This window comes from Streptomyces racemochromogenes, from assembly GCF_044129415.1.
In the GTDB taxonomy this organism is placed as follows: domain Bacteria; phylum Actinomycetota; class Actinomycetes; order Streptomycetales; family Streptomycetaceae; genus Streptomyces; species Streptomyces racemochromogenes_A.
Genome location: NZ_JBBDHD010000005.1, coordinates 30,864 through 47,177, shown reverse-complemented (window position 1 = coordinate 47,177; position 16,314 = coordinate 30,864). Strand labels below are relative to the sequence as shown.

Sequence of the window (16,314 nt, the reverse complement as noted above, 5' to 3'; positions counted from 1 at the left end):
CCCTGTGCCGCTGCCGCGCTTGGGCCGGTCGGCCCCCACCCGGGACCGGTCGGGCCCTCTCCCGCGTGCGGTCCACGCGTCCCCGCTCCGGTGGGCCGTCCTGGTCCGCCGGCCTGGGCCGGACGGTCCCCGCGGTATGCACCGCGCGGCCCTTCCGGCCCGCCCCGGCCCCGGCGCAGGGTGAGGGAGACGAGGGACCCGACCGTCGGCCCGTCCGTCTCCGCCCGCGCCCGGCTCCCCGACCCGTTCGCCCCCTACGGCAGCGGAACCCCGCTCGCCCACGCCCGCTGAGGACCCCGCCATGACCTCCACCCCCTACACCGTCGCCGATGTCATGACCACCAGGGTCATCGCCATCACCCCGTCGACCGGCTTCAAGGACATCGCCGCCGCCATGCAGCGCTGGAAGGTGACCGCCCTCCCCGTCGTGGAAGGCGAGGGCCGCGTCGTCGGCGTGGTCTCCGAAGCGGACCTCCTGCCGAAGGAGGAGTTCCACGAACACCGCCCCGGCCTGATCGAACAGATGCGCCGCCTCGGCGACACCGCCAAGGCCGGCTCCACCCGCGCCGAGAACCTCATGACCACCCCCGCCGTCACGGTCCGCCCCGACGCCACCCTCCCCCAGGCCGCCCGCCTCATGACCGACCGCCACGTCAAGCGCCTCCCGGTCGTCGACGCCGACGGCACCCTCAAGGGCATCGTCAGCCGCGCCGACCTGCTCAAGGTCTTCCTGCGCACCGACGAAGAACTCGCCGAGGAGATCCGCCGGAGCGTCGTCGCACGTCTCTTCCCCCTCTCCCGCGAAGCGGTCAAGGTCACCGTCTCCCAGGGCGTCGCCACCCTGACCGGCCAGGTCCGGGACCCCACCCTGATCCCCATGGCCGAACGCCTCGCCCACTCCGTCGAGGGCGTCGTCGACGTCCGCTCCCGGCTGGAAGCGCACACCGAACCGTCGGCCCCGGGGAGGCCGGCTGCGCCGCGGGCACCGCGATGAGCACGGCCGCGACACCGGATCCCGCCGGTCCGGCGGTCGTCACCCTGACGATGAACCCCACGATCGACCTCTGCTGGGAAGTCGAACGGCTGGAGGGCACCGGCAAGAACCGTGCGCGGGTCAGGTCGGTGGGCGCCGGGGGCGGAGGGATCAACGTCGCCCGTCACGTCGTACGGTTCGGAGGACGGGCCACGGCCGTCCACACGGCCGGAGGCGGGCCCGGCCCGCGCCTCAACCGGCTGCTCGACCAGGAGGGCATCGACCACGTCGCCGTCGGCATCGAGGACGACACCCGCGAGGCCCTCGTGCTGTTCGAGGCCTCGTCGCGCCGCAGCTACCACATCGTGCCACCCGGCCCGCGCGTGCACCACCACGAGGGACAGCGGTGCCTGGAAGTCCTGGGGCGGCTGGTCGGCGGCTGCCCGTACGCCGTGGCCAGCGGCAGCCTGCCGGGCGGCCTGCCCGACGACTACTTCGCGTCCGTCGCCCGCGTGGTCAGGGAGGCCGGATCCCGGCTGATCCTGGACACCTCCGGGCCGGCGCTCCGGGCGGCGCTGGCGGAGGGCGTGTTCCTGTTCCGGTGCAACCGGACGGAGGCCGAGAGCCTGACCGGCCGGGCCGTCAGCGGCTTCGCCGACGCCCGGGCCCTCAACGAGCACCTGCTCACCACCGGGGCCGCCGAGATCGCCGTCACGACGCTCGGAGCGCTGGGCGCCCTGTGCTCGACCTCCCGAGGCCACACCCGGCTCTACGCGCCGCCGCTCCCCGGTGAGCCCTTGAGCGACGCGGGGGCCGGAGACAGCATGGTCGCCGCGCTCGCCACCCGGTTGGCGGCCGGAGACGATCCGGTCAGCGCCTGCGCCCTCGGGGTGGCCGCGGCCGCCGCGGCGATGCTCACCCCCAGCACCGAATCCTTCGACGTGGACGTGGCACGGTCGCTCCGGTCCCAGGTGAAGATCACCGCCGACTGAGGAGCACCGGCCTGTCGTCCAGGTCGGCGTTGGCCGGGTCGCCGGACGCCACATGGCCTGCCACGGCACCCCTCCGGCCGGTTCCGCGTCCACGATCCGCGCACACCGGGAACCGCTGGAGCGCGGGCGGGGTCCGACAGCCGTCAGTCGTCGTCCTGGTCCGCGGCGCCGACGGCTTCCGCCAGGGCGTCCACGACGTCCGAGACGCGGTGGCGGCCGCGGTGGGCCGCCCGTTGGCGTTCGGCGCCGTTGCCGAGGGTGCGCAGGCGGGCCCAGCCGGCGGTGACCGTCTCCAGGTCGCCGTGGTGCAGGAGGGCGGGGCGCAGATCGTCCAGCATCCGTTCGACGAGCCTGACGGCAGGCTGGAGGCGCCGGGTGTGCAGGTCCACGGCGTCTCCGGTCAGGCCGTCGCGTGCGGCGCGCCAGCACGCGGTCCGCAGGAGGCCCGACGGCGGGCGGAAGGCGGGCCTGCCCGTCTCGATGTCCGCGAGGGCGGTGGCGACGAGGGCTCTGGTGACCGCGGCGAGCAGCACGGTGTCCGCCGCGGTGGGTGCGGCGTCGAACGCCCGGATCTCCAGGGTGGGCACATGGTGGGAGGGACGGATGTCCCAGTAGAGTCCGCCGCGGTCCATGATGGTTCCGGTCGCGGTGAGGTCCTCGACGAGGGCGTCGAAGTGCTCCGTCGAGTCGAAGTGCGGTGGCGGTCCGGCGGCGGGCCAGCGCGCCCAGGCCAGGGTGCGCCAGCTCGCGTATCCGGTGTCCCGGCCCTGCCAGTACGGGGAGTTGGCGGAGAGCGCGATCAGTTGCGGGAGCCGGCTGCGCAGGTGGTTGCTGACCTTCAGGGCGAGGCCCACGTCGGGGATGCCGATGTGGAGGTGGCAGGCGCAGATGGTCTGTTCGTCGTCCAAGGCCCCGAACATCGCCACGCTCCGGGCGTACCGGGGCCCGTCGGTCACCGCCGGCGGCCAGGGCTGGGACAGAACGGGCGTGCCGCTGGAGACGACGCCCAGGCCGTGCCGCGCGGCGGCGCGCACGACGGCCGTGCGCATGGCGCGGACCTGGTCGGCGAAGGCGGCCAGGCTGGTGTGGGGGTCGGTGCGCGCCTCGACCTGGTAGCAGGTGATCTCCGTGGTGACCCGCTCGCCCAGTTCGGAGGCGGCTTCGGCGACCACCTTCCGGGCCTCCGGTCTCAGCTCCCTGGTCACCGGGTCGACCAGCAGGTACTCCTCCTCGGCCCCCACGGTCAGGGCCCGTCTGCGCCGGCCTGCCGCAGGGGCGTCGTAGCCGGTGGCCGAACCGGCTCCTTCCGGTACCGCGGGTGTCCGCCCTTTACTGGTCACGGTCATCATCCTGTCACCGACAGCGATACCGAAACCTTTCTCGGGAGTGACATGCGCGACCGGACACAGATCCCGATCGCCGGCGGCGGCCCCGGCGGGGCAACGGCGGCCGCGCTCCTCGCGCGCCGGGGTTTCGAGGTGACGGTGCTGGAGCGGGACCGCTTCCCCCGCTACCACATCGGCGAGTCCCTGCTCCCCTCCCTGCTGCCCGTCCTGGAGGCGATGGGCGCGCGCGAGCTCGTCGAGGGGTACGGCTTCGTCCGCAAGACCGGCGCCTTCTACGGGTGGGGCGGCGAGGAGTGGTCCCTGGGCTTCGACGAACCCCACCGGCCCGCCCCGTACAGCTTCCAGGTCGTCCGCGGGGAGTTCGACCGGCTGCTGCTGGAGCACGCCCGCGGCCAGGGCGCCGTGGTACGGGAGGAGACGAGCGTCCGCCAGGTGGCGCTGCCGGCGGGCCGGGCGACGGAGGCCGCCTGGGCCACCCGTGACGGCCGTGAAGGCAGCACCGCCTTCCGGTACTTCATCGACGCCTCCGGCCGGGCCGGGGTCCTGGGCGCCCGCCGGCGGGGCGCCCGCCGGTTCCACGACGCGTTCCGCAACGTCGCCGTCTGGAGCTACTGGCGGGGCGCGGTACCCCTGCCTTCAGCACCGGACGGCGCGATCGGAGTCTTCTCGCTCCCCGAGGACGGCTGGCTGTGGGCCATCCCCCTCCACGACGGCACCCTCAGCGTCGGCCTGGTCACCGGCAAGCGGTCCTTCCACCGGGCCCGGGAGCGCCACGGGTCCGTCGACGCCGTCTACCACCAGGCGGTGGAGGGCTCCCCGCACCTGACCCGGATCCTCGCCCGTGCCCGCCGCACCGCGCCGGTCAAGGTGGAGAGCGACTACTCCTACGTGAGCCGCGCGTTCTGCGGCGAGGGCTACTTCCTCGTCGGCGACGCCGCCTGCTTCGTCGACCCGCTGCTGTCCACCGGCGTCCACCTGGCGATGTACAGCGGTCTGCTGAGCGCCGCCGCCATCGGAAGCACCCTGCGCGGCGAGGTCGACGAGGGCGCGGCCCGTCGCTTCTACGAGACCGCCTACCGGCAGGCCTACGAGCGGCTCCTCATCCTCGTCAGCGCCTTCTACCGCCTCCACGACGGCCGCGACGCCTACTTCCGCAAGGCCCAGACCCTCAGCCGCCGTGACCGGGCGGGCATGCGCCTCCACGAGTCCTTCCTCGACATCGTCACCGGCGTCGAGGACGTACGCGACGCCCGCGAGGAAGCCGTCGACCTCCTCCACGCGAAGCTCCGCGACCCCCTGCCCGGGCAGCGGCCCCACGGACTGGGCGGCCACGCCACCGACCGGATGTTCTCCCTGCCCACCAGCCCCCACCACGCGCCCGCCGGCCTCTTCCTGGACCTGGACCCCTATCCGCGCCTCGTCGCGGCCGGGGGAAGCATGTGAGGCGACGCGTGAACGGGGACGTGGTGGTCATGGGTGCGGGCGTGCCGGGCGGGCCAGTCGCCTACGCCCCGGGCTGCCGGTCGTGCTGTCGGGTCGGCCGGGGCCTCGCGGGCGGCATGCGCCATGCCCGGCGTACTGGACGAGGTCACGGCGGCCGCCCTGCGGACCCGGCACGGCGGCCTCCGCCTGCGGAAGGCGGTGGAGGCGGGCGACGCCTCGGACGTCCCCGGCTGCCTGCCGCCGGCCGACGACCGGGCGCTGCGCGCCGCGTACCTGCCCCGGGAGCGGTTCCTCGACGTCCGCCGCCGGCTGCTGACCCCGGACGCCGCACGCGGGGCGCTGCCGGGGCGGGCGGGCTCCGCTCCCGCGGCAGCGGCAGCGGCAGCGGCAGCGGCTACGAGGTCACCACGGGCGAGGGGACGTTCACGACCGGCCGGGGCCTGGTCCGGCACGCTCCTGGACGGCGTCGATCCGGACCCGCCCGTGCTGCCGGTCGTCGTGGCCGAAGGCACCGCCGCGGCCCTCCGCCCCGCCCACCCCGTTCCGCCGCTGGTCCTGCGCACGCCCAACCGCGCCTCCGCGTGCGGACTGCACGCCGTCCCGCAGGCCGACGGCACCTGGTACCCGGGTGCCTCCGCCGCACCGGCCCTCCGCCCCGGCGACGTACCGACCGCCCGGTGGGACCCGACGGACACCGCCTCCTCGGGAAGGCCGGCCTCCCCGGCCCGTGGGTGGCCACCGGCACGCACCGCGACGGCCTCCACGCCTCACCCCTGACCGCCCAGGAGCCGGCCACCGAGATCCTGCACGGCATCCGGAGCCCCTGGCTCGCCCCCTGGCAGCCGGAGCGCAGACCGATCGCCGACCTGACGCCTGCCGAGGCCACCGCGGGAGCAGCCGCCCGCCACGCCGCCCTCGCCGCAGAGTCCCGCAATGCGCCCGCCCCTCGCCGGCGCCCGGCCCGACCTGCTCGCGGACGCCTACCGGCAGCTGATGGGACAGGCCTACGGCCGTCCGCTTGCGGTACGTGCCTGCCGAACCTCCGTCGTCACTTCACCTCGACCGTGACCTTCCACGGGGTGATCACCAAGGGACAGACCCGGCCCGCGTCGGGGCGGCAGCGCCGTTGCGCGGTGATGGTCGCGGTGCCGTCGAGTTCCGCCTGCAGGACGGCCGACGCGTCACCGTTCGGCGCCGTGCGTCCCGCCGTTCGCCGGAGCACCGTGGAATCGCTGGATGTCGGGGTGCTCCAGGTCCAGGTGAGTCCGTTTTCGCGGTATCCGGTCAGTCGGACTTCGATGTCGTCACCCAGGCTCACGACGGCAGACCGACCGTTGTCCGAGTTCGTGAGCACCGTACGGGCGGCCAGCCGGGCGGCAGGCGCCGCGTGCGTGGCGGCGGGGAGGGTGAGGGGCAGGAAGGCCAGTGCCAGGGCGGCGGCCCCGCGGGCGGGAGTGGTCATCACGAAGCGGTTCTATCGGGTTCCCCTCACCCCCGGGAAGGTGTGTCATCCGATCAGGTGGAGGCCTTCACCCGCAGGAACGGGACGACCTTCAGCCGCCCGCCGGAGAGACCGGGCGGGCGGTTCTGGGGCGGAACCCGGGGTGCGGCGGACACCACTCCGCCGCACCCCGTGCACCACGCTCCGCCGGGCCCCTCTGCCCGGCGGCTCCACCGGGTCCCTCAGCAGTCCCGGTCGTAGGTGTGGAACCCCCGGCCGGTCTTGCGGCCCCGCAGTCCCGCCTGCACCATCCGCATCAGCAGCGGGGGTGGGGCGTAGAGGGGTTCCTTGAACTCGTCGTACAGCGACTCGGCGATGGCGGCGACGGTGTCGAGGCCGATGAGGTCGGCGAGCTTCAGCGGGCCCATGGGGTGGGCGCAGCCGAGCTCCATGCCGGCGTCGACGTCTGCGGCGGTGGCGAAGCCGGACTCGGCCATCCGGATCGCGGAGAGCAGGTAGGGGACGAGGAGGGCGTTGACGACGAAGCCGGCCCGGTCCTGGGAGCGGATCACGGTCTTGCCCAGGGTGTCGCGGGCGAACGCCTCCACCGTCTCCAGGGTCTCGCGGCCGGTGTGGAGCGAGGAGACGACCTCTACCAACGGCAGGACGGGCACCGGGTTGAAGAAGTGGAGCCCGACGACGCGGTCGGCGCGGCCTGTGGCCATGCCCAGGCGCATGACGGGGAGGGAGGAGGTGTTGGTGGCGAGGATCGCCGCCGGATCGGCGACGATCTTGTCGAGGGCGGCGAACGTCCCGGTCTTGACGTCCGCGTTCTCGGTCACGGCCTCGATGACGAGCTGTCGGTCCGCGAGGTCCTCCAGGTCGGCGGAGAAGACCAACCGGGTCAGGGCTTCTTCTGCGGAGATGCGGTCCAGCTTGCCGCGCCGGACGGCCCGTTCGAAGGAGGTGGCGACGCGTTCGCGGGCCGCCGAGACAGCGGTGGCGTCGGCCTCGCAGACGACGGTGTCGAGTCCGGCACGGGCGCAGACCTCGGCGATCCCGGCGCCCATCCGGCCGCCGCCGACCACCCCGACCCGGCGGATACGGGCGCTCATGACCGCACCTGCGGGATGCGCACGAGGTGGCGGGTGTAGGCGTCGGGGGTGAAGAAGAGCGGGAGCTCGGGGGCGAGGGCGTTCCGCTCGAACAGCTCCCGCACCTCGTCGAGGGCCGCCCAGGGGTGCCGGGCACCGAAAGCTGCCAGTTCCTCGCCGAGGATGCGGAGTACGTCCTCACGGTCGATGACCCGGTGACGCAGCCACTGCCAGATCTGGGCCCGGGCGATCTCGGCGGTCGCGGCGTCCTCCATCAGCCCGTACAGGGCCACGGCGCCCTGCCCCCGCAGCCAGGCGTCGAAGTACCGCAGCGCGACGGTGATGTTGCTGCGCACGCCCTGTTCCGTGGGCGGTCCGCCGATCCGCCGGACAGAGAGCAGGTCCGCAGCCGTCACGTGCCCGTCCTCGCGGGTGCGGTCCAGCTGGTGGGGCCGCTCCCCCAGGACCCCGTCGAAGACCTCGCGGCAGACGGAGACCAGGCCCGGGTGGGCCACCCCGGAGCCGTCGAAGCCGTCCTCGGCCTCGCGCTCCTTGTCGAGGCGCACCTCGGCGAGGGCGGCGGCGTCGGCCTCGGGGTCCTTGCCGGGGACGTGTGCGGCCATGCCACCGATGGCGTGGGCGCCGCGCTTGTGGCAGGTACGGACGAGGAGGTCGGTGTACGCCCGCATGAAGGGGACGGTGGTGGTCACCTGCGCGCGTTCGGGCAGGAGGAAGTCGGTGCGGTGGCCGAAGGTCTTGATCAGGCTGAAGAGGTAGTCCCGGCGGCCCGCGTCGAGGCCGGCGGAGTGCTCGCGCAGTTCGTAGAGGATCTCCTCCATCTCGAACGCGGCCGTGATCGTCTCGATCGGGACGGTGGCGCGGACGGTGCCGCGGGGGATGCCGAGGAGGTCCTGGGCCAGGACGAAGACGTCGTTCCAAAGCCGCGCCTCGTAGCGGTTCTCCAGCTTGGGCAGGCAGAAGTACGGGCCGTGCCCGGCGTCGATCTGGCGCTGCGCGCAGTGGAAGAAGTACAGCCCGAGGTCGACCACGGGGGCGGGGACGGGCCGGCCGTCGAACTCCAGGTGTTCCTCCAGGAGGTGCCACCCCCGGGGCCGGACCATGATGGTGGCCGGATGCTCGCCGAGCCTGTACTCCTTGCCCTCGGGCGTGGTGAAGTCGATCCGGCGCTCGATGGCGTCGAGGAGGGTCAGCTGGCCACCGATGACATTGTCCCAGGTGGGTGCGGTGGCGTCCGCGAAGTCCGCCATCCAGACGCGGGCGCCGGAGTTGAGGGCGTCGACGGCCGTGCGCCGATCGGGCGGTCCGGTGATCTCCACCCGGCGGTCCTCCAGCCCGGGGGCCGGGGCGGCCACCCGCCAGGTCGGGTCGGCCCGGACGGCGGCGGACGTGAGGGGGAAGTCGAGCGGGGAGCCGGAAGCCAGGCGGATGGCCTGCCGGCGACGTTCCTTGAGCAGCTGTTCGCGGCGGTCACCGAAGGCCTCGGCGAGGCGGGCGAGGAAGTCCAGGGCGGCGGGGCTGAGGATCCGGTCGTGGCGGTCGCCCGGGGCCGCGAGGACGTGCACGGGGCGGGCAGGGGCACTGGTGGGCATCGGGGCACTCCTGGGCGGGAAAGGCGAGCGGGGGCGGGCGGGGGTGGGTCTCCCACCCCCGTCGGGCCGGACGGCGTGTGGGCTCTACGGGCTCAGTGGAACTGCTCTTCCTCGGTGGAGCCGGTCAGTGCCGTGGTGGACGAGGCGGGGTTGACGGCGGTGGAGACCAGGTCGAAGTAGCCGGTGCCGACCTCGCGCTGGTGCCTGACGGCCGTGAAGCCGTGCCGCTGGGCCGCGAACTCGCGCTCCTGGAGGTCGACGTAGGCGGTCATGCCGTGCTGGGCGTAGCCGCGGGCGAGGTCGAACATGCCGTGGTTGAGGGAGTGGAAGCCGGCCAGCGTGATGAACTGGAACTTGTACCCCATGGCGCCCAGCTCCTTCTGGAACTTGGCGATCCGGTCGTCGTCCAGGGCCGCCTTCCAGTTGAAGGACGGCGAGCAGTTGTAGGCGAGCATCCGGTCCGGGTACTGGGCGTGGATCGCTTCGGCGAACGCCCGGGCCTGGGCCAGGTCCGGGGTTCCCGTCTCGACCCAGATCAGGTCGGCGTACGGGGCGTAGGCCAAGCCTCGGGCGATCACCGGAGCCATGCCGTTCCGGACCCGGTAGAAGCCCTCCGCCGTGCGCTCCCCGGTGGTGAACTGTGCGTCGCGTTCGTCGACGTCGCTGGTGAGCAGGTTCGCGGCGAGGGCGTCGGTGCGGGCGATGACCAGGGTGGGGGTGTCGGCGATGTCGGCCGCGAGGCGGGCGGCGTTCAGCGTGCGGATGTGCTGCGAGGTGGGCACGAGGACCTTGCCGCCGAGGTGGCCGCACTTCTTCTCGGAGGCGAGCTGGTCCTCGTAGTGGATGCCCGCCGCGCCCGCGGCGATCATCGCCTTCGTCAGCTCGAAGGCGTTCAGCGGGCCGCCGAAGCCGGCTTCCGCGTCCGCGACGATCGGCGCCAGCCAGTCCGTAGTGTCCGTGCCGCCCTCGGAGGTGGCGATCTGGTCGGCGCGCAGCAGGGCGTTGTTGATCCGGCGGACCACCTGGGGAACGGAGTTGACCGGGTAGAGGGACTGGTCGGGGTAGGTGTGCCCGGCCTGGTTGGCGTCGGCTGCGACCTGCCAGCCCGACAGGTAGATCGCCTGGAGCCCCGCGCGGACCTGCTGGACGGCCTGGCCGCCGGTGAGCGCGCCGAGCGCGTGGACGTAGTCCAGGTCGTGCAGCTGTCGCCACAGGCGCTCGGCGCCGCGCCGGGCCAGGGTGTGTTCCTCGCGCACGCGCCCGGACAGGCGGACGACGTGCTCTGCCGAGTAGGTGCGCTCGATGCCCGCCCACCGGGGGTCCTCGGCCCACCGCTGCTTGAGTTGCTCGGCCGCTGCCGTCGTGCGGGTGTCTGCCATGACCGTCACCGTCTCCGTAAGTCGCTTGGTCTGCCAACACACTCGTCATCGAAAGCGAGGGATTGGCACGCTGTGCCTTGATGAGGGTTGCGGCCGCCGGTCCCACCTGGGGCGGAACTGAGCAACGGTGCAGGACGGTCGAGTTCAAGCCGTCGGGATCTCCGACGTCAGGGCGCCGATGAGGCCCCAACTGCCCGCCCCTACCGTCGGGTTCCGGCGGCCGCACGACAGACTCTGACAGCGACACTCAGTGCCATCAACGGGTGACGGCTGCCAATCTCTGCGAATCTTCCGGGGCGTTTTTGCCATGGTTGCGAAGGGTTGGCACCGGCAGGATCGTGCGTACCCTGAAGCCGAGGCGAGGGCGGAGGAGTACGGGTGAGCAAGACGTACGCGGGGGCGCGGTTGCGGCGGCTGCGCGAGGAGCGCCGGATGAGCCAGGCCGAGCTGGCCCGGGTCCTGGGCATCTCTCCGAGCTATCTGAACCAGATGGAGCACGATTCCCGGCCGCTCACGGTGCCGGTGCTGCTGCGGCTGACCGAGGCGTTCGGGGTCGATCCGGGGTTCTTCTCCGAGCGGGACACCAGTCGGCTCGTCGCCGACCTGCGCGAAGCCCTCGCGAACGAGGTCGCCGATGCCCGTGTCTCTGCGTCCGACCTGGCGGAGCTGGCCACCCGGATGCCCGCCGTCGCCTCGGTACTGCTGGACCTCGGCCGGCGCAGCCAACTCCTCGCCGAACGGCTCGCCGAGACCGCGGACGGCCGGGACGTCCGAGACGGCGGGCCCGGCGCGCCGCGCTCACCGCACGAGGAGATCCGCGAGTTCTTCTACCGCCGCCGGAACTACCTGCACGACACCGACCTCGCCGCCGAGGAGCTCGCCCACGAGATCGGCATCCGGCCCGGCGAGGTCCTGCGGGTCCTGTCGAACCGGCTCACCGACGGGCACGGGATCCGCCTCGCGGCCGGTTCCGGGGAGCTGCACCGTTTCGACCGGCGGGCCGGCGTCCTGCACCTCTCCGGCCGGCTGCGGCCCGGCCAGCAGGCGTTCCGGATGGCCACTCAGCTCGCCCTGCTCGAATACGGGGACGACCTGGACCGGCTGGCCGCCGAGGACTTCGAGCCCGGCTCCCCCGCCCACCGCCTGGCCCGGATCGGCATCGCGAACTACTTCGCCGCAGCGCTCATCCTTCCGTACCGTGCCTTCCACACAGCGGCCGAGACGTTCCGGTACGACATCGAACGCCTCACCGACCACGTCGGCCTCGGCTACGAGACCGTCTGCCACCGCCTCAGCACCCTCCAACGCCCCAGGCTGCGCGGGGTTCCCTTCTCCTTCGTCCGCGTCGACCGGGCCGGGAACATGTCCAAACGGCAGTCCGCCACCGGATTCCACTTCTCCCGCGCCGGCGGCACCTGCCCGCTGTGGAACGTCTACGAGGCCTTCGCCGCCCCCGGCCGCATCCACGTCCAGGTCGCTGCCATGCCCGACGGGCAGCGCCACCTGTGGACCGCCCGCGCCGTCACCCGCCACCGCGGCGGCTGGGGCGAACCCGGCAAGACCTTCGCCATCGGCCTCGGCTGCGAGATCCGCCACGCCTCCCGGCTCGTCTACTCCGATGGCCTGGACCTGGACAACGCCTCGGCCGCCACCCCCATCGGGATGGGGTGTCGCCTCTGCGAACGTCTGGACTGCCCCCAGCGGGCGGTTCCGCCCCTCGGCCGCACGCTCGCGGTGGACGAGAACAGCAGCACCTTCGTCCCCTACCCCGTCCTCGCCGACCAGGACCGAGCGGTCACATCAGGCGCCGCGCTTCCCGGCCGCTGACGGGCGCACCCCCACCTCCCCGCGCCGCACCGCGGGCAGGCACGCAGCTCGTCCCGCCGCTGCAGGGCCCGTTCCCGGACGTCCGGCAGCTCGCCCACGACGCGCATGGCCTGACCGTGGACCCAGCGGGTGGTGGCTCTGGACTTATTAGGACGTCCAACTATATGTTCCTGGCACAAGGTCCGCGGTGCAGGGAAGCCGGTGTGAGTCCGGCACGGTCCCGCCACTGTGACCGGGGAGTGTGCTGCCATCCACACGCCACTGACGAGGTCTGTCGGGAAGGCGGGCGGCGCGCGGGGATCCGGGAGTCAGGATACCGGCCGCGGATGTTCCGTGTTGTCCACGAGGATGGAGCAGACACGCATGGCACCGGTCCGTACCCACGACCCTGGTGATCCGGCGGAGCGAGCGGCGACTCCCGCGCTCACCTAGCTCACCGGCGGCCCTCCGCCGCCCCGTCCCACGGCATTCCCCCGCGACGCGCCCGACCGGGTGCGCCCGCCGGCCCGCCGTGCCATCCCCGGATCCAACCTGACGAGAGCAGGCACCCATGGTCCGTGAACTCACCCATTTCATCGGCGGAAAGCACACCACCGGCACGTCCGGGCTCTTCGCCGACGTCTACGACCCCAACACCGGCACCGTCCAGGCCCGCGTACCGCTCGCGGGACGAGCCGACACCGAAGCGGCCATCTCCAACGCCGAGGATGCGCAGGCGGAATGGGGGCAGTGGAACCCGCAGCGCCGGGCCCGCGTGCTGCTGCGCTTCCTCCAGCTCGTCGAGGGCGAGCGCGGGAGCCTCGCCCGCCTGTTGTCGGCGGAACACGGCAAGACCGTCGCCGACGCTCACGGCGACCTGCAACGCGGCCTGGAGGTGGTCGAGTTCGCCGCAGGCATCCCCCACCTCCTCAAGGGCGAGTTCACCGACAACGCCGGCACCGGCATCGACGTGCACTCCCTGCGGGGCCCGCTCGGCGTCGTCGCCGGCATCACGCCCTTCAACTTCCCCGCCATGATCCCGCTGTGGCAGGCCGCACCTGCTCTGGCCTGCGGGAACGCGTTCGTCCTCAAGCCGTCCGAGCGCGCCCCGTCCGTACCGCTGCGCCTCGCGGAGCTCTTCCTGGAGGCCGGCCTGCCGCCGGGCGTCCTCAACGTGGTCAACGGTGGCAAGGAAGCCGTCGACACCCTCCTCGAAAACCCGCGTGTGCAGGCCCTGGGTTTCGTCGGCTCCACGCCGATCGCGGCGCACATCTACGCCACGGCCGCCGCACACGGAAAGCGCGCCCAGTGCTTCGGCGGGGCCAAGAACCACATGATCGTGATGCCCGACGCCGACCTGGACCAAGCCGTCGACGCCCTGATCGGGGCCGGCTACGGATCGGCGGGCGAGCGGTGCATGGCCATCTCCGTCGCCGTGCCGGTGGGCGAGGAGACCGCCGACCGGCTGGTGGCGGCGCTCAAGGAGCGGATCGCCACCCTGAAGATCGGGCGCTCGGACGACCCCGACGCGGACTTCGGGCCCCTGGTCAGCCGCGACGCCCTCCACCGGGTGCGCCGCTACGTGGACATCGGCGTCAATGAGGGAGCCGAACTCGTCGTCGACGGCCGGAGCTTCGCTCTGGAGGGTCACGAGAACGGCTTCTTCGCCGGAGCCTCGCTCTTCGACCGGGTCACGCCGCAGATGCGCGTCTACCGCGAGGAGATCTTCGGCCCCGTCCTGTCCGTCGTACGGGCAGCCGACTTCGAGGAGGCGCTGCGGCTGCCGAGCGAGCACCCCTTCGGCAACGGCGTGGCGATCTTCACCCGGGACGGGGACACCGCCCGCGAGTTCACCCGCCGCGTCAACACGGGGATGGTCGGCGTCAACGTCCCCATCCCGGTGCCCGTCGCGTACCACACCTTCGGCGGCTGGAAGAAGTCCGGCTTCGGCGACCTCAACCAGCACGGGCCCGACTCGATCCGCTTCCACACCCGCACCAAGACCGTCACCTCGCGCTGGCCCTCCGGGGTCAAGGAAGGCGCGAGCTTCACCATCCCGACGATGAGGTGAGCGCAGTGACCACCACCCTCACCGAGGACCAGCTCGCCCTCGCCGAGGTCACCCTCGACTTCGCCCGGGAGCAGCTCGCCCCGCACGCGGTGGCATGGGACCGGGACAAGCACTTCCCCATCGACGTCATCCGCCGTGCCGCCGCGCTCGGTCTCGGCGGTGTGTACGTCCCTGAGGGGCACGGCGGTTCGGGACTGTCCCGCGCCGACGGTGTCCTCGTCTTCGAGGCCCTTGCCACCGGCTGCCCGTCCATCGCCGCCTACCTCTCCATCCACAACATGGTCGGCTGGATGATCGACCGCTACGGCGACGACGCCCAGCGCGCCCGCTAGCTGCCCGGTCTCTGCTCCGCCGCGACCCTGGGCAGCTACTGCCTCACCGAACCGGGCGCCGGGTCCGACGCCGCCGCCCTGCGCACCCGCGCGGAGCGCCAGGGCGACCACTACGTGCTGACCGGCGTCAAGCAGTTCATCTCGGGCGCCGGAGCCGCCGCCGTCTACATGGTCATGGCCCGGACGGGCGAGCCGGGCCCGGGCGGGATCTCCGCCTTCGTCGTCGAACGCGACGACCCCGGCGTCTCGTTCGGCCCGAACGAACGCAAGATGGGCTGGAACGCCCAGCCCACCCGCCAGGTGGTCCTCGACGGCGTCCGCGTCCCCGCCGACCGGCTCCTCGGGTCCGAGGGCGACGGCTTCCGGATCGCCATGAACGGCCTCAACGGCGGCCGCCTGGGCATCGCCGCCTGCTCGCTCGGCGGCGCGCAGAGCGCCCTGGACCGCAGCCTGTCCCACCTCGCCACCCGCGAGGCCTTCGGCACCCGGCTGCTGGACGCCCAAGCACTGCAGTTCCGGCTCGCCGACATGGCCACCGAGCTGGCCGCCGCCCGGGCGCTGGTCCGGCACGCCGCCGAGGCCCTGGACAGCGGTGACCCACTGGCCCCGCGGCTGTGCGCGATGGCCAAGCGGTTCGCCACCGATACCGGGTACGCGGTCGCCGACGCCGCCCTGCAACTCCACGGCGGCTACGGCTACCTGAGCGAGTACGGCATCGAGAAGATCGTCCGCGACCTGCGGGTCCACCAGATCCTGGAAGGCACGAACGAGGTCATGCGCGTGATCGTCGCGCGCGGGCTGACGGAGGCACCGCGATGACCGACCACACTCCGAGCACGTCCGAGGACGTCCTCACCCGCACGGAGGGCCGCGCCGCCTATATCACTCTCAACCGCCCCAAGGCCCTCAACGCCCTCGACCACCCCATGGTGCTGCGCATGGAGGAGGCCCTCGCGGCCTGGGCCGCCGACCCGTCCGTCGAGGTGGTCGTCATCTCGGGCGCCGGCGACCGGGGCCTGTGCGCGGGCGGCGACATCCGCGCGATCCACGAGGACGCCCGCAGCGGCGGCACCGCCTCGGCGGCCTTCTGGCGCGACGAGTACCGGCTCAACGCTCTGATCGCCCGCTACCCGAAGCCGTACGTCGCGCTCATGGACGGCATCGTCATGGGCGGCGGGGTCGGGGTCTCCGCCCACGGCAGCGTCCGCATCGTCACCGAACGGTCCACGGTCGCCATGCCGGAGACGGGCATCGGCTTCGTCCCCGACGTCGGCGGTACGTGGCTCCTGGCCTTGGCTCCGGGGGAACTCGGCACCCACCTGGCCCTGACCGGGACGCCGGTCGGCGCCGCCGACGCGCTGCTGTGCGGGCTCGCCGACCACTTCGTCCCCTCGGCCTCCTTGCCCGCGCTCGCCGGGGAGCTGGCTTCGGACTCCCTGCACTCCGTAGTCGAACGCCACGTGGGACGGCCTCCGTCCGGCGATCTGAGCACCTCGCGCGAGTGGATCGACCACTGCTACGCCGCCGACACCGCCGAGGAGATCGTCGCGCGGCTGCGGGCCTCCGACGAGCCTGCCGCGAAGGCCGCCGCGGACACAGGGCCTGCTGGACGCGGCCCGGCCCGGCACCCTGTTCATCGACTGCTCCACCATCGACGTCGCCGATGCCCGTGCCGCCCACGAGGCTGCGGTCGCCGCGGGTCACCGGGCGCTGGACGCGCCGGTGTCCGGCGGGGTGGTGGGCGCCGAGGCGGCCACGCTCACCTTCATGGCCGGTGGCGGGTCCGAGGAGTTCGCGGCCGCAGAGCCGCTGCTCGACGCCATGGGC

At 73.1% G+C, this 16,314-nt stretch carries 11 protein-coding genes, 3 pseudogenes and 1 riboswitch; of the genes and pseudogenes, 9 read left to right on the top strand and 5 right to left on the bottom strand.

What is annotated here, in order from left to right; genetic code table 11:
• The first annotated feature begins 301 nt into the window (after window positions 1-301).
• Both WDV06_RS03375 and WDV06_RS03370 read left to right on the top strand, forming a co-directional pair.
• The gene (locus WDV06_RS03375; RefSeq protein WP_395508072.1) at window positions 302-994 is read left to right on the top strand and encodes a CBS domain-containing protein; all 693 of its coding nucleotides are present in this window, start codon (window positions 302-304) and stop codon (window positions 992-994) included.
• Window positions 991-1,965 carry a 1-phosphofructokinase family hexose kinase gene (locus WDV06_RS03370; protein WP_395508071.1) on the top strand — a complete coding sequence of 325 codons (975 nt, stop codon included), beginning with the start codon at window positions 991-993 and terminating at the stop codon, window positions 1,963-1,965. The genes WDV06_RS03375 and WDV06_RS03370 overlap by 4 nt, the downstream gene beginning before the upstream one ends.
• A gap of 143 nt (window positions 1,966-2,108) precedes the next feature.
• Here the strand turns inward: WDV06_RS03370 and WDV06_RS03365 are convergent, their stop codons facing one another.
• Window positions 2,109-3,305, bottom strand: coding sequence for a carboxylate-amine ligase (locus tag WDV06_RS03365; protein ID WP_395508070.1), 1,197 nt, complete (start codon window positions 3,303-3,305; stop codon window positions 2,109-2,111).
• Between the two features lie 51 nt (window positions 3,306-3,356).
• Between WDV06_RS03365 and WDV06_RS03360 the strand changes: the two genes are divergently transcribed.
• Both WDV06_RS03360 and WDV06_RS03355 read left to right on the top strand, forming a co-directional pair.
• Window positions 3,357-4,754, top strand: a complete 1,398-nt coding sequence (locus WDV06_RS03360; RefSeq protein ID WP_395508069.1) for an NAD(P)/FAD-dependent oxidoreductase — start codon at window positions 3,357-3,359, stop codon at window positions 4,752-4,754.
• A gap of 123 nt (window positions 4,755-4,877) precedes the next feature.
• Window positions 4,878-5,531 (top strand): hypothetical protein, encoded by a 654-nt coding sequence (locus WDV06_RS03355; protein ID WP_395508068.1) that lies wholly within the window; start codon window positions 4,878-4,880, stop codon window positions 5,529-5,531.
• Window positions 5,532-5,802: 271 nt separating this feature from the next.
• Here WDV06_RS03355 and WDV06_RS03350 read toward each other — a convergent pair whose 3' ends face one another.
• From WDV06_RS03350 to aceA, 4 genes are all read right to left on the bottom strand, one after another.
• Window positions 5,803-6,219 carry a hypothetical protein gene (locus WDV06_RS03350; RefSeq protein WP_395508067.1) on the bottom strand — a complete coding sequence of 139 codons (417 nt, stop codon included), beginning with the start codon at window positions 6,217-6,219 and terminating at the stop codon, window positions 5,803-5,805.
• A 218-nt stretch (window positions 6,220-6,437) separates the two neighbouring features.
• The gene (locus tag WDV06_RS03345) at window positions 6,438-7,310 is read right to left on the bottom strand and encodes a 3-hydroxybutyryl-CoA dehydrogenase (protein WP_395508066.1); all 873 of its coding nucleotides are present in this window, start codon (window positions 7,308-7,310) and stop codon (window positions 6,438-6,440) included.
• Complete coding sequence (gene aceB / locus WDV06_RS03340; RefSeq protein ID WP_395508065.1) at window positions 7,307-8,899, bottom strand: malate synthase A; 1,593 nt, start codon at window positions 8,897-8,899, stop codon at window positions 7,307-7,309. The genes WDV06_RS03345 and aceB overlap by 4 nt, the downstream gene beginning before the upstream one ends.
• A gap of 92 nt (window positions 8,900-8,991) precedes the next feature.
• Window positions 8,992-10,278: an isocitrate lyase gene (gene aceA / locus WDV06_RS03335; protein WP_395508064.1), complete on the bottom strand. Its 1,287-nt coding sequence runs from the start codon at window positions 10,276-10,278 to the stop codon at window positions 8,992-8,994.
• A 378-nt stretch (window positions 10,279-10,656) separates the two neighbouring features.
• Between aceA and WDV06_RS03330 the strand changes: the two genes are divergently transcribed.
• From WDV06_RS03330 to WDV06_RS03310, 5 genes and pseudogenes are all read left to right on the top strand, one after another.
• Window positions 10,657-12,105, top strand: coding sequence for a short-chain fatty acyl-CoA regulator family protein (locus WDV06_RS03330; RefSeq protein ID WP_395508063.1), 1,449 nt, complete (start codon window positions 10,657-10,659; stop codon window positions 12,103-12,105).
• Between the two features lie 168 nt (window positions 12,106-12,273).
• Window positions 12,274-12,444: riboswitch (cobalamin riboswitch) on the top strand.
• A gap of 211 nt (window positions 12,445-12,655) precedes the next feature.
• On the top strand, window positions 12,656-14,155 hold the full coding sequence (locus WDV06_RS03325) for a CoA-acylating methylmalonate-semialdehyde dehydrogenase (RefSeq protein ID WP_395508062.1): 1,500 nt from the start codon (window positions 12,656-12,658) through the stop codon (window positions 14,153-14,155).
• Window positions 14,152-15,306 (top strand): annotated as a pseudogene (locus tag WDV06_RS03320) (acyl-CoA dehydrogenase family protein). The gene WDV06_RS03325 and the pseudogene WDV06_RS03320 overlap by 4 nt, the downstream one beginning before the upstream one ends.
• Window positions 15,303-16,106, top strand: a pseudogene (locus WDV06_RS03315) (3-hydroxyisobutyryl-CoA hydrolase); the annotation flags it as partial. The pseudogenes WDV06_RS03320 and WDV06_RS03315, both read left to right, overlap by 4 nt.
• Window positions 16,060-16,275: pseudogene (locus WDV06_RS03310) on the top strand (NAD(P)-binding domain-containing protein); the annotation flags it as partial. The pseudogenes WDV06_RS03315 and WDV06_RS03310, both read left to right, overlap by 47 nt.
• Window positions 16,276-16,314 lie beyond the last annotated feature (39 nt).

Excerpts from the sequence above, each read along its gene's own strand:
- WDV06_RS03375 (WP_395508072.1), top strand. The coding sequence starts at position 302 with ATGACCTCCACCCCCTACACCGTCGCCGATGTCATGACCACCAGGGTC.
- WDV06_RS03370 (WP_395508071.1), top strand. The coding sequence starts at position 991 with ATGAGCACGGCCGCGACACCGGATCCCGCCGGTCCGGCGGTCGTCACC.
- WDV06_RS03360 (WP_395508069.1), top strand. The coding sequence starts at position 3,357 with ATGCGCGACCGGACACAGATCCCGATCGCCGGCGGCGGCCCCGGCGGG.
- WDV06_RS03355 (WP_395508068.1), top strand. The coding sequence starts at position 4,878 with ATGCCCGGCGTACTGGACGAGGTCACGGCGGCCGCCCTGCGGACCCGG.
- WDV06_RS03345 (WP_395508066.1), bottom strand. The coding sequence starts at position 7,310 with ATGAGCGCCCGTATCCGCCGGGTCGGGGTGGTCGGCGGCGGCCGGATG.
- aceB (WP_395508065.1), bottom strand. The coding sequence starts at position 8,899 with ATGCCCACCAGTGCCCCTGCCCGCCCCGTGCACGTCCTCGCGGCCCCG.
- aceA (WP_395508064.1), bottom strand. The coding sequence starts at position 10,278 with ATGGCAGACACCCGCACGACGGCAGCGGCCGAGCAACTCAAGCAGCGG.
- WDV06_RS03325 (WP_395508062.1), top strand. The coding sequence starts at position 12,656 with ATGGTCCGTGAACTCACCCATTTCATCGGCGGAAAGCACACCACCGGC.